The sequence below is a fragment of the Kribbella antibiotica genome, assembly GCF_004349055.1.
Taxonomy (GTDB): Bacteria; Actinomycetota; Actinomycetes; order Propionibacteriales; family Kribbellaceae; genus Kribbella; species Kribbella antibiotica.
Genome location: NZ_SMKX01000211.1, coordinates 1 through 12,730, shown reverse-complemented (window position 1 = coordinate 12,730; position 12,730 = coordinate 1). Strand labels below are relative to the sequence as shown.

Below are 12,730 nucleotides of genomic sequence, written 5' to 3'. Positions count from 1 at the left end.
GGGTGGGTGCAGACGTGGTCCCGCAGCGAGTCGACCGACAGATCCAATTGAAGACCCGAAGTCAGTGAGTGGGTGAGTCAGGAAGACCGCTGCGGGACCACGCCAACCATTCTCACTGTGAGTGGGGGCGGTCCGCGCTCGACCCGAGCTCGGCGGGCGCACCTGGGATGCGCCCGCCGCGGCCGGTCGTTCTCCCGCCCCTCAGTGGGAGAACTCGCGGCTCGGTGAGTCTCACCCATGCCCGAATGACACTGACTGAACCGCGGGACGACCTAGTGGTACCCCACTTGGGCGCGGAGCACACCTCGACCCACGCGGAACGATCCGAAAACTTGACGTTCATCGAACCTTTCCCGGTGCGGACGGGCAGTGCGGGTGACCGGCGCCGGACTGGACCATCCGGGAAAAATAGTTGCCTAGAGCATCGACAAGGCCCCACCGGTAGCAGCCGGTGGGGCCTTGGAGTCCACTACCGCCCGGGCATTCCCGGTGCAGCTGTGGAGGTGGAGAGCGGAACCGACGCCGATGCAGGGGTCAAGACGTCAGCTCCGCTTGTCTGTGTTTTCAGTTATCCATTCGGGTTCGCCGCCCAGACGTGCGCCTGGTGGAACTCGAGGTGCTGCCGCAGGGCGGCCGGGGTACCGACCGAGCCGAGGTGGTGCATAGCTGGTACGACGACCGCCCGGACGTCGGACCGCTTCACTTCCTCGAGCAGTGCGTGGAAAGCTGCGGATTCGGCCGTGTCGCGCTCGGTGTAGACCGTGCCGAGGGTGAATCCCTCGGCGCTGGCGAAGGCGGCGAGAGAATTCGTCGCCGCGGCCAGCTCCTCCGCGCAACTCAGCGCGTCGGCCCGTACATATCCGAGCAGCGTCGGCCGGGTCGTCATCGACCCGGCCTGGCCACAACGTCCGCCGGCACCGGCTCGCTCGTCACCCGAAGGGAGGCGAAGCGCCGCTGCATGGCTTCCTCGTACTGCACTGCCTGGTCCGCTGTGGCGGTGTGGTCCGCGATCGGGTGAGCGCCGAACCAGACCCGCACCCGAAAGTGGGTGGTGGGGGTTTCCAGCGTCTCGGTCATCAGCGGCCCTTCAGGCAGTCTCGGTCGGCTCCCCGGACGGCTTTGTCCGGTGCTGAGAAAAGAACACCTCATGGCCGCGCCCGCAGGAACACTTTCGCAGGGACCTTTACAGAGCCTTGACGCAGAGTAGGGAAACCCTACGAATCCCCTGGTCAGAGCGGTCTAGCTGGGTGCTTATCCGCTGGTTTGAATGGCCTGTCAAGAATGTTTGCACGGATTTACCAATAACGATTCGGACCACCCCCCGACGTTTCGAACCAGGTGGAAATGTCGCACTTCCTGCTAACCCTGTGCGGCCATTTGATTACGCACCGGCACCCGCAATCCGCCCGCCGCCACCGCCACCCCGGCGACCGCCGCGATCAGCGGCACCAGCAGACCGTTGCGGAAGGCATCGATCGTCAACTCGTCGGCAGCAGCCAGTACGGCGGCCACTACCGCGAGCCCGAGTGCCGCCCCGAACTGGAACGAGGTGGTGAGCACGCCGCTGGCCAGTCCCTGCTCGTCCTCGGCCACCCGGTCAGTCGCAGCGATCGTCAACGGCCCGTACGCCAGGGCGAATCCGAGCCCGAGGAGCAGGAACGTCGGCAGCATCGCGGCGAACGTCGTCCCGAGCGGTAGGAACGCGAGGTAGGCAGCGACGGCCAGGATGAAGCCGCCGAGCACCACACGCTGGTTGCCGAAGCGGTTGACCAGCCAGGGGGTCAGGGTCGGTGCCAGTACCGAGTCGATGCCGATCACCATCAGCGCGAGCCCGGTCTTCCACTCCGACCAGCCGCGCAGCTCCTGCAGGTAGAGCACGGTGATGAACTGGAAGCCGACAAACCCTCCGACCAGCAGGATCGCGCCGAGGTTCGCGCGGACCAGCGAGCTGTTCCGCAGCAGGCCCAGGCGGATCAGCGGGGTGGACGTTCGCCGCTCAATCGCGATGAAGGCGGCTAGGAGCGCCGTACCGGCTGCTGCTGTCAGCAGGGTCTGAAGCACTGCCACGTCGGGCGCACGGACGACGGTGGCGACGAGGAGCAGCATCGCGCCGGTGAGGGTGAAGGCGCCGGGCAGGTCGAAGCCGCCGGTCGTCTTCGGGCGCTCGGAGTCGCGCGGGATCAGGGTGATCGCTGCGGCCAGGATCACGGCTGAGATCAGTACGGGGGCGAAGAAGACCCAGCGCCAATCGATCGTGGTGAGTAGGCCGCCGGTGACCATGCCGAGCGAGAAGCCACCGGCCGCCGTACCGGCGTACACGAGAAGTGCTTTGTTGCGTTGGGGCCCTTCGGGGTAGGTGGTGGTGATGATCGACAGGCCGGCCGGGGTCATGAACGCGGCTGCGATCCCGGTGACGAACCGGGCCAGGATCAGCACCCAGCCCTCGGTCGCGAAGCCGCCGAGGCCGCTGAACAGCAGGAAGACGACCAGCCAGCCGACGAACATCCGGCGCCGGCCGAGCAGGTCCGCGGCGCGGCCGCCGAGCAGTACGAAGCCGCCGTAGCTGAGCGCGTAGGCGCTGACGATCCACTGCAGTTCGCCGGTGCTCAGGCCGAGCTCGGCGCGGATGGACGGCATCGCCACACCCATCATCGAGACGTCGATGCCTTCCAGGAAGATCGCGCCGCAGAGCACGAACAGAACGGCCCAAGCACGGCCGGTGATGGGTGTTGACACAGAAACTCCCAGGTCATAGACGGTTCTCTCTTGTAACTGACCCCATCCTGAGGAACCATCGGGAACTATGGAAGAAGGCACTTCAAAGGAACCGAGTCACTCCTGCTGTACCGAGGAGGCCTTCCAGTGGGACACCCGGGAGGACTGCGACGTCCGGCAGATCCTCGATCGGATCGGCGACAAGTGGTCGTTGCTGGTGATCGCGCTGCTCGACGACCGCTCGATGCGGTTCACCGAGCTGAAGCGGACGATCGACGGGATCAGCCAGCGAATGCTGACGGTCACGCTGCGCCAGTTGGAGCGCGATGGGCTGGTGCTGCGGACTGTGTATCCGGTCGTGCCGCCGCGGGTCGACTACGAGCTCACGCCGCTCGGCGTCACGCTGCACGACACGATTCAGTCGCTCGTGACCTGGACCGAGAAGCACCAGACCGAGATCGCTACGTCCCGAGCCCGGTACGACGCGGCTGCGGCGGTGCCGGTCGTGTGAACGCTGCCGGATGACCCGGTACGGCGACCAATGTCAGCAGACCCGCGATGACGGCGAACCCCGCGACTGCGTTGAGCGTCGCCGGGAGGCCGATCAGCAGCGTGATGGCCGGGGCGGCGAGGGCGCCGATGATGAGAGCGAGTGAATCGGCGGCGAAGAACAATGCGCCGATCCGCGCGAGCATCTCGGCCGGTGCGGATCGCTGGATGGTGGTCTCGGCGGTGATCAGCAGGACGCTGCCGGGGAGGCCGATCAGGACCGCGGCGCCGACTGCTAATGCGACGCTCGGAGAGTTGACGAGCAGGAAGAATGCGGCGGCTGTGGCTAGTTGGGTCGCGACGAGAAGTTCGCGAATCCCTAGCCAGGACTGGGCTTTCGCGCTGATGGCGGCTCCGAGTAGATAGCCGGCGCCAAGGCCTGAGATGAGATAGCCGATCGTGGCGCCCGGTGCGTGGAGACGCTCGACGGTAAAGGGGACCAGTAGGGCGGTGAGGCCTGCGTTCGCGGTCAGGAACAAGGTCTGCCCGAGCAGGATGCCCCGCAGTCCACGATGCCGAGCGATATAGCGGATGCCGGGGCGCACGCCGACGCTCGGAGCCTCCGCCGTACTGGATGCGGAGGGGCGGCGGCGGATCGTCGCGATGGTTGCCGCTGACAACAAATAGCTCGCGATGTCGACGATCAGCACCGTGGTGATTCCGGGGCCGGTCAGCAGGAGTGCGCCGAGTGGTGGTGCGACCAGGCGGATCGTGCTGGCGCTGACGGCGCTCAGCGCGTTCGCCTTGGCCAACTCGGCGCCGGTGCCGACGACTGCGGGGACGAGGGCGCGAGCGGCCGGTCGGAAGACCGTGGTCGCCGCGTTCTCGATCAGGACGGCCAGGTAGATCACCCAGATCCGATCCTTGTCGGCGAACAGGATCGCGGCGACCGCGGCCGCGCTGACCAGGTCGGCGATCCACATCGCGCGGGACAGATCCATCCGATCCAGCCAGGCGCCGGCCCACGGTCCGAGCAGCAGTGGCGGCAGCGCCTCGAGCGCGACCGTGAGCCCGGTTGCCGCCGCGGATCCGGTCAGCATGAACACCTGGACCGGTAGCGCGACCACGAGCAGCCAGGAACCGATGCCGGACACCCCGCTGCTGATCCACAAGCGGCGGAAGTCGCGGTTTCGGAGGATGTCCACGAGCCGGGAAACTATCCTGACAGGACAGATCTTGGCAACTGTGTTCTCTCGGAATAGGATGCCAGGATGGAGCTGGGTGAGGTACTGCGGGATCGGCGGAAAGCAGCCGGGCGCACGATCGCGTCGGTCGCCATGGATGCCGGCCTGTCCGTGCCGTACATCGCGAACCTGGAGAACGGTCGCGGGAATCCGACCGTGGCGGCGCTGGATCGACTGGCGACCGCGCTCGGAGCACAGCTCGAGGTGCGGATCGGGGAGGACCAGCCCTCGGCCTCCTCTGTGGGTGCGGAACTCCTGAGCGGCTCGGAGCGCGTTGAGCGCGTGATCGCTCAGGTCGCGACTGGGCGCCGTACGAGAGCTGCTGTCCGGGACGACTTGATCCGCACCTTGGACGCTTTGGCGGACCTGCTCGGGCGACCGCCCGCGGCGGCCGACCTCGACCGGCTGCTCGACCTGCTTCTGCTGGGGGTAAATCCGTCGAGTCGGTGACCGCTGGCCGACTAGGGTCGTGAGTATGCAGATCGGGGCGCGGATCGCGCGAGCACAGTTGAACGGGTTGGGCAGATCGCGCCGGCAGATCGTGGTCGGGCCGCTGGTGGGCATGCTGCATGACGACGACGCCTGGTTCCTGTCGACGATGCTCGCGGCCGAGCCCGGTACGCCGTTCGATCCGGACGAGGTGCGCGAGTCGCTGGTGATCGTGCGGAAGGCTTTCGCGGCCGAGGGGCGCTGGTTGAGTGCCGAGCTGATCGAGGAGGCCAATCCGGGGCTGGCCGAGGAGCTGGAGAGCAACGGGATGACGATCGTCTCCCGTCCGCCGCTGCTCGTCGTTGAGCCGGAGGACCTGGTGCAGCCGTCCCTGCCTGCGGGTGTGACTGTTCAGGTGATCGGATCCGATGCCGATCAGGCGGAGGCGAATGTGGTCTCCGCGGATGCGTATGAGGCGGAGGAAGTCGGGTTCACCTACCAGCCGGTGCTCGGCGACGGCGGTGCGGTGCTGGTGCGGGTCGACGGGGTTGCTGCGGCGACTGCGGCCTGGACTGCGGTCGCGGACGGCGTCACGGAGGTGGCTGGTGTTGGCACGATCCACACGCACCGGCGACAGGGGCTCGCCGGCATCGCAACGGCGTACGCGACGCAGGTTGCTTTTGAGCAGGCCGGAGCCTCGCTCGCCTGGCTGACACCGGGCGACGACGGGGCGGACCGGGTCTACCGCCGAGTGGGCTATGCGCCGCAGGCGACCGCCGTACACCTCGGTGATCCCGGTGGGCACCTCGCTGATCTGCGCTGATCTTTGCTGAGGTGCAACTCCACTCTCCCTGGCTCTCGTATTGAGGGGGACAGTGGAGAGTGGAGGGCTGATGGTGGACCGGGATCAGGAGTACGTCGAGTTCGTCGCGGCAGCGAGTGCGTCGCTGCGGCGGACGGCGTTCCTGGTGTGTGGCGATTGGCATCGCGCCGACGACGTCGTACAGGACGCTTTATGCAAGCTGTACCGGTCGTGGCCGAAGGTCGATCGTGGCGGAAACCCGCTCGCCTACGCCCGCCGTACGGTCGTCAACGCGGCCCTGGACAGTGGTCGGCGCCCCTGGCGCCGGGAAGTGCCGACCGCTGAACTGCCCGCGGACCGAGTCTCGTACGGCGACCCGGCCGTCGGCCACGCCGAACGCGACGAGGTCCTCACCGCCCTCGCGACACTTGCCCCGCGCCAGCGGGCCTGCGTCGTCCTGCGGTACTACGAGGACCTGTCCATCGAGCAGACCGCCCAGATCCTGGGCTGCTCGGAGGGCACCGTGAAGAGTCAAGCGGCGCGTGGCCTCGACACTCTCCGAACCGCCATCGACCAGACCCGCCGGATCGGCAGGCCTGCGTGAAGGAGAACCCCATGGACGACGACCGCGTCGTCGGCGCCGAGCTCGAACGCCTCGCCGCCACAGACCCGTTGGACCCGATCGACCCGCACGCCATGCTCACCCGCGGGCGCCGGAGCCGCCGTACCCGCCGTCTCGTTGGTGCTGGGGGAGGTGTCGCTGCGGTGGCAGTGGTGGCGATCGGTGCGACGCTGCTGCCGAACTTGAACGCGACCACTCCGGACGCCGATGCCGCAGGTACCGACCTCAGCTCGGAGTTCTCCGCGGTGCCGGGTGTGCAGCGCGGCGAAGCCGGTACGGGAGTCCAGATCACCTATGCAGAGGCGAACCGTCGGTGCGCGCTGCGCTACCCGGAGGTCAAGCGGCCGCTGCGGCCGGCTGCCAAAGCGTGGGCTGGGGCGATCAATCTGTTCCAGCTGCAGCGGGGTGACTCGAAGGCGGACTGTATGGTCCCGGGCGGTGACAAGCCGTCGGCTGCTCTGGTCGCGGCTGCTCAGCGGGATCCCGTGCCCACCACTCAAGCCGGTCAGTTGCGGAACTGCTCGGTCGGCTTCTGGACGGACCTGACCAAGTGGCGGGTTCTGGCCTCGGACGTTGCGCCTGGCAGCGTGAGCTCCGTGGTGGCGATGTCACCGTCCGGCAAGAGTGTCGTCGAGTGCGTGTTGATGGCAGCGACGCAGTTCGAGCCCGCGCGGATGTTCCAGAACTCTCAGATCGTCCGGACGCCCGTCCAGCAGCACACCTTTCAGGCGGCGTTCAAGATGAACACCTCGAATGAAGACGGGTTCCACTATGCGGTCGGCCGGATGTCGCCGGACATCGTCCGGATCACGATCGAGCAAGCCGGCCATGGCAAGCACGAGATCAAGGTCAAGGACGGGTGGTACGCGCTCGCCTGGCTGAACGAGCATCCCTCGGGGCTCGGTCTTCAGATCATCGGTTACCACAAGGACGGCAGTACCGACGTCCGCGTCGCCTAGTTACTGCTCGCCACGGATCGTGGCTCGTGGCAACATCGCGGGCATGGTCGTCGAGCAGCGCAGTATCGATGTCGTCCCGGCGGCTGAGCGGCACGGTACGCCGATCAGTCAGTTCACCCTGTGGTTCGGCGCGAACATGCAGGTCACGGCGGTTGTCGACGGAGCGTTGGCGGTGGTTTTCGGAGCCGACGCACTGTGGGCAATCGTCGGTCTGCTGCTCGGCAACATCTTCGGCGGCATCGTGATGGCCCTGCACTCCGCGCAGGGCCCGCGACTCGGATTGCCCCAGATGATCTCGAGCCGGGCGCAATTCGGCGTGTACGGCGCCGTCGTACCGCTGGTGCTCGTCGTGGTGATGTACCTCGGGTTTGCCGCCACCGGAACGGTCCTTGCGGGGCAGGCGGTCAACAAGATCCTGCACGTCGGTCCAGCCGCTGTCGGGATCGTGGTTTTCGGCGGGTTGACCGCGGTCGTCGCCACCCTCGGCTATCGCTGGATTCATCTGCTCGGCCGGCTTGCGACGGTGTGCGGCGTCCTGGGCTTTACCTACTTGGGAATCCGGCTGCTGGTGACCGTCGATGTCGGCTCGCTCTTCGGCGCGAAACCCTTCGACTGGGTCTCCTTCCTGCTCGCGATCTCGCTCGGCGCCGGCTGGCAGTTGACCTTCGGCCCTTATGTGGCTGACTATTCCCGCTATCTCCCGGCCGACACCCCAGAGCGCCACACCTTCCTGGCGACCTTCCTCGGCAGCGTCATCGGATCCCAGTGGTCGATGACACTGGGCGCCTTGGTCGCGGCCGGTGGCGCAGGCTTCCTCGCCAACCAGGTCGGCTACCTCGGCTCCTTGGCCGGCCCCATCGCCATCCTCATCTACCTGGTCATCGTCATCGGCAAACTCGCCGTCAACACCCTGAACGCCTACGGCGGCGCCATGACCCTGCTCACCACCGTCACCGCCTTCAACCGATCAACGCGCATCGGTCCCGCCGTGCGATCGGCGTACACGATCGGTTTCCTGGCTGTCTCGGTCCTGATCGCCCTCTTCGCCTCCAAGGACTTCCTCGACAACTTCAAGAACTTCGTCCTGGTGCTGCTGATGGTCTTCACCCCCTGGAGCGCCATCAACCTCACCGACTACTACCTGATCTCCCGAGAACGTGTAGACATCCCAGCCCTGTACGACGCCTCCGGCCGCTACGGCGCCTGGAATGTCACCGCCCTGGTCTCCTACTTCGTCGGCATCGCCGTCCAAATCCCCTTCCTCGCCCAAAAGCTCTACACCGGCCCAGTGACTGATCTGCTAGGCGGCGCCGACATCTCCTGGCTCGTCGGCCTCGCGGTCACCGCAGCGATCTACTTTCCTTGGGCTCGCCGTACTTCCAATCCACCTCCGGGCTAGGCGGTCAACCCCACCCGTGCACGAGGTCCGTGCTCACGCGGTGAGCCCCCACCCATGCGCCAAACGTGCGCGCCGGCTTGTGGTGTTTAGGTGGTTGAGCCGACCCGTGCGCCGACTTTCGGGCTCATCCGTGAGCCCCACCCCTGCACGCGATTCGTGTCTCCTCGTGGTGAGCCGGGAAGCGCGTCGCGACGACACGTAGTCGTCGGCGACCTGTGCCCGGTTAACGCGTGGGATGCGCTCAAGAGACGCGGCGGACTACGACGAGTTCTTGCCAGGCCGACCCGCGCCAACAGCCTCCGAATGACAGGAGGTGCCGCCCAATCTGATCCCGGCACCGAGCGTCGTGAGCGGACCAAACCATGGACTAGACCTATACGTCCTGTCCGTCGGCCAATCCGCCACGCAGCGCCGGCTATTTGCGGGAGTTTGGGGAGTGTTACCTGTCGATTTGGGTGGGTAGCGCTCCCCAGCCCGGCCCAGTCCAGCCCGGCCCGGCCCGTCTTCGTCCTTGGCCTGGCGCTGGGCCTCGTGAACAGGACCGAGGAATGAGCTAGGCCTACGTCCTGTCCGTCCGCGACGCGTGCCTGGTATTTGGGTTGAGGTGTCGTATCCAGCGCACCGACAATCAGGTGGTGAAGTCCAATCGCGACGCCTCGACGGATGAGCAGGAGCTGACCGGAGGGCGCTCGCGGCCGGGCGTCGCCCTTGTCGCCGGAACGGTACGGCGTCCGCTGACGGATCGTTCTCCCTTTGTGCACACGATCCTGGGGAGACTCGAAGCGATAGCCGGAGTGCCCAGGCTGCACGGCATTGACGAGCAGGGACGAGAGGTTCTCGACTATCTGCCGGGCGATACCGGGAGCGGCCGGGAGTGGTCGGATGATCAGCTCGCCGCCCTGATGCACATAGTCCGGCAGATGCACGACGCACTGGCCGGTACGCCGGAAGCCGGGGACCACGAGACCGTTTGTCACAACGACATCGCGCCGTGGAACACCATCGTGTCCGGTGACCACATCGTCGGCATCATCGACTTCGACGACGCCGCCCCTGGCGCCCGAACCGACGACCTCGGCTACCTCTTGTGGACCTTCCTGGACCTTGGGACAACGCCGGACACGCCAACCCAGCAGGCCCGCCGCATGCGCCAAGCGCTGAACGCCTACCTGGCACCCGCGCCCTTGCCCGCCGAACCGCTGGCCGCGGACCTCCTCCCCGCCATCCGCCGGCAGCAAGAACGCATCCTTGCCTTCCGGGTCGGCCGCTCCGACGCCTTCTCCCTCACCAAAGCAACAGAGATCCGCCGATCCATCGCCTGGCTCGACCAGCACGAAGGCCGCCTCCACTCAGCCCTCCATTCCTGAAACCCTCGCTGCCGAGGTAGGTCACAGGTCGGGCTGCTGGCGACACGAAGAACTGCAGGTGGTCGCCCTCGGCGCGCTCGGCACCGGCCCGCCAATCGCCGTGAGGGCGTAATGCACGCAGTACCTGCAGTCGTTCGTGTTGTCCGGCGAGCTCCCACGGAAAAGGCCCCGGAGGGCACGCTGGTGGCGTGGTCCGGGGCCTTTACGGGGTTTGTCAGCGGACGGTGAAGCCCGCCTTGCGGAAGGCGTCGGCGAGGGAGCCTTCGTCCATGGGAGTGTCGGCCTTCGGGGCGCCCTGGGCCGGGCGTCCACCGCCTTGACCGCCGCGTCCGCCACCTGGGCCGCGACCGCCACCACCTTGACCACCGGGGCCACGGCCACCACCGCTGGGGCCGCGTCCACCGCCCTGACCGCCACCGCCGCGGCGCTGGCCTTGGTCGCCACCGGCCGGGCGAGCGCCGCCTACCTCGTCGTCCATGCGGAGGGTGAGGGAGATGCGCTGGCGGGGGATGTCGACCTCGAGGACCTTGACGGTGACGATGTCGCCGACCTTGACGACCTCGCTCGGGTCCTTGACGAAGTTCTTCGACAGGGCGGAGACGTGGGCGAGACCGTCCTGGTGGACGCCGATGTCGATGAAGGCGCCGAAGGCGGCCACGTTGGTGACCTGGCCTTCGAGCTTCATGCCGGGCTTCAGGTCGGCGATCTTGTCGACGCCCTCGGCGAAGACCGCGGTCTTGAAGGCCGGTCGCGGGTCGCGGCCGGGCTTCTCGAGCTCGGCGAGGATGTCGGTGACGGTCGGCAGACCGAACATGTCGTCGACGAAGTCAGCGGCCTTCAGGCGCTTCAACTCCGCCGACCCGATCAGCCCCTTCACGTCCGATCCGGTCGCGTCCAGGATGCGCCGTACGACGGGGTAGGCCTCAGGGTGCACGCTGGACGAGTCGAGCGGGTCGTCGCCACCGGGGATCCGGAGGAACCCGGCCGCCTGCTCGAACGCCTTCGGGCCGAGGCGTGCCACGTCCTTCAGCGCCGAGCGAGACGCGAACGGGCCGTTGACATCGCGGTGCTGAACGATGTTGTCGGCCAGGCCCTGGGTGATTCCGGAGACCCGGGTCAGCAGCGGCGCGGAGGCCGTGTTGAGGTCGACGCCGACCGCGTTCACACAGTCTTCGACGACTGCGTCGAGCGAGCGGGACAAGGCGTTCTCGGCCAGGTCGTGCTGGTACTGGCCGACGCCGATCGACTTCGGGTCAATCTTCACCAGCTCAGCCAGCGGGTCCTGCAGCCGGCGAGCGATCGAGACCGCGCCACGGATCGTCACATCGAGGTCGGGCAGTTCCGCCGAGGCGAACGCCGACGCGGAGTAGATCGATGCGCCTGCTTCGGACACGACGGCCTTGGTGAGCTTGAGCTCCGGGTGCTTGGCGATCAGCTCGGCGGCCAGCTTGTCGGTCTCACGGGACGCCGTACCGTTGCCGATGGCAATCAACTCGACGTTGTGGGCGGCGGCCAGCTGGGCCAGGGTGGCGATCGACTTGTCCCACTGGTTCTGCGGGACGTGCGGGTAGATGACTCCGGAGTTGACGACCTTGCCGGTCGCGTCCACGACGGCGACCTTCACACCGGTACGGAAGCCCGGGTCGAGGCCCATCGTCGCGCGGGTGCCGGCCGGGGCGGCCAGCAGCAGGTCACGCAGGTTGGAGGCGAAGACGCGGATCGCTTCTTCCTCGGCGACCTGGCGCAGGCGCAGCCGCAGGTCGATGCCGAGGTGCACGAGGATCTTCGTCCGCCAGGCCCAGCGGACCGTCTCGACCAGCCACTTGTCGGCCGCGCGCCCCGAGTTCTCCACGCCGACCTTGCGGGCGATCGTGGTCTCGTACTCGGTCGGGCCGTCCGCCTCGACACCGGCCGGCAGCGGCTCGATGTTCAGCGTCAGCACGTCCTCCTTCTCGCCACGGAACAGGGCGAGAATCCGGTGCGACGGCATCTTGGTGAACGGCTCGTCGAACTCGAAGTAGTCCGAGAACTTCGCGCCGTCGGTCTCCTTGCCCTCGCGGACGACCGAGGCCAGCCGGCCTTGGGTCCACAGCCGCTCGCGCAGCGCACCGATCAGGTCGGCGTCCTCGGCGAACCGCTCGACCAGGATCGCCCGCGCGCCGTCCAGCGCCGCCTGCACATCCGGCACCTCGGCGTTCACGAACACCGCCGCGGCCGCCAGCGGCTCCACGGTCGGGTCGGCCATCAGGCCGTCGGCCAGCGGCTCGAGACCGTTCTCGCGGGCGATCATCGCCTTCGTACGGCGTTTTGGCTTGAACGGCAGGTAGATGTCCTCGAGCCGCGCCTTGGTGTCGGCCGCCAGGATCGACGCCAACAGCCCGTCATCCAGCTTGCCCTGGCTCTCGATCGACTCCAGCACGGCCTTCCGCCGCTCGTCGAGCTCCCGCAGGTACCGCAGGCGCTCCTCGATCGTCCGCAGCTGCGCGTCGTCGAGCTCCCCGGTCACCTCTTTCCGGTACCGAGCGATGAACGGAACCGTCGACCCCTCGTCCAGGAGCGCCACGGCTGCCCGCACCTGGTTCTCGCCGACCTCGAGCTCCAAGGCGATCCGCTGCTCGACCGACTGCACCACCACGATGTTTCCCCTTCACCGACAACAAACCAACGAGCCACCAACGCGCTCGCCCCCATCCTTCCCCATCCC

The 12,730-nt window shown here is 67.3% G+C and carries 12 protein-coding genes; 7 read left to right on the top strand and 5 right to left on the bottom strand.

Going from position 1 to position 12,730, the window contains the following annotated elements:
- Window positions 1-568 precede the first annotated feature (568 nt).
- The 3 genes from E1263_RS39130 to E1263_RS39120 form a co-directional block, all read right to left on the bottom strand.
- Complete coding sequence (locus tag E1263_RS39130; protein WP_132176953.1) at window positions 569-886, bottom strand: recombinase family protein; 318 nt, start codon at window positions 884-886, stop codon at window positions 569-571.
- Window positions 883-1,077, bottom strand: a complete 195-nt coding sequence (locus E1263_RS39125; RefSeq protein WP_132176951.1) for a hypothetical protein — start codon at window positions 1,075-1,077, stop codon at window positions 883-885. Before E1263_RS39125 ends, E1263_RS39130 begins: the two co-directional genes overlap by 4 nt.
- 282 nt (window positions 1,078-1,359) lie before the next feature.
- A complete protein-coding gene (locus E1263_RS39120) occupies window positions 1,360-2,736 on the bottom strand; it encodes an MFS transporter (RefSeq protein WP_238161975.1) in 1,377 nt (458 codons plus the stop codon).
- Between the two features lie 67 nt (window positions 2,737-2,803).
- Here E1263_RS39120 and E1263_RS39115 point away from each other — a divergent pair, with 67 nt between their 5' ends.
- Entirely contained in the window at window positions 2,804-3,226 is a 423-nt protein-coding gene (locus tag E1263_RS39115) for a winged helix-turn-helix transcriptional regulator (RefSeq protein ID WP_132176949.1), read from the top strand.
- On the opposite strand, the gene E1263_RS39110 is transcribed toward E1263_RS39115, so the two are convergent.
- Window positions 3,177-4,409, bottom strand: coding sequence for an MFS transporter (locus tag E1263_RS39110; RefSeq protein ID WP_165956911.1), 1,233 nt, complete (start codon window positions 4,407-4,409; stop codon window positions 3,177-3,179). The two genes, E1263_RS39115 and E1263_RS39110, sit on opposite strands and share 50 nt — an antisense overlap.
- Window positions 4,410-4,475: 66 nt before the next feature.
- On the opposite strand from E1263_RS39110, the gene E1263_RS43020 reads away from it, so the two are divergent.
- From E1263_RS43020 to E1263_RS39085, 6 genes are all read left to right on the top strand, one after another.
- The gene (locus tag E1263_RS43020; RefSeq protein ID WP_165956910.1) at window positions 4,476-4,898 is read left to right on the top strand and encodes a helix-turn-helix domain-containing protein; all 423 of its coding nucleotides are present in this window, start codon (window positions 4,476-4,478) and stop codon (window positions 4,896-4,898) included.
- Between the two features lie 25 nt (window positions 4,899-4,923).
- Window positions 4,924-5,700 (top strand): GNAT family N-acetyltransferase, encoded by a 777-nt coding sequence (locus tag E1263_RS39105; RefSeq protein ID WP_132176945.1) that lies wholly within the window; start codon window positions 4,924-4,926, stop codon window positions 5,698-5,700.
- Window positions 5,701-5,770: 70 nt separating this feature from the next.
- Window positions 5,771-6,283 carry a SigE family RNA polymerase sigma factor gene (locus E1263_RS39100; RefSeq protein ID WP_132176943.1) on the top strand — a complete coding sequence of 171 codons (513 nt, stop codon included), beginning with the start codon at window positions 5,771-5,773 and terminating at the stop codon, window positions 6,281-6,283.
- Between the two features lie 11 nt (window positions 6,284-6,294).
- Window positions 6,295-7,260: a hypothetical protein gene (locus E1263_RS39095; RefSeq protein ID WP_132176941.1), complete on the top strand. Its 966-nt coding sequence runs from the start codon at window positions 6,295-6,297 to the stop codon at window positions 7,258-7,260.
- Between the two features lie 43 nt (window positions 7,261-7,303).
- Window positions 7,304-8,659: a purine-cytosine permease family protein gene (locus tag E1263_RS39090; protein WP_132176939.1), complete on the top strand. Its 1,356-nt coding sequence runs from the start codon at window positions 7,304-7,306 to the stop codon at window positions 8,657-8,659.
- 635 nt (window positions 8,660-9,294) lie between these two features.
- Window positions 9,295-10,026 carry a phosphotransferase gene (locus E1263_RS39085; protein WP_165956909.1) on the top strand — a complete coding sequence of 244 codons (732 nt, stop codon included), beginning with the start codon at window positions 9,295-9,297 and terminating at the stop codon, window positions 10,024-10,026.
- A gap of 214 nt (window positions 10,027-10,240) precedes the next feature.
- Here the strand turns inward: E1263_RS39085 and E1263_RS39080 are convergent, their stop codons facing one another.
- A complete protein-coding gene (locus tag E1263_RS39080; protein ID WP_202869269.1) occupies window positions 10,241-12,661 on the bottom strand; it encodes a Tex family protein in 2,421 nt (806 codons plus the stop codon).
- Window positions 12,662-12,730: the final 69 nt, after the last annotated feature.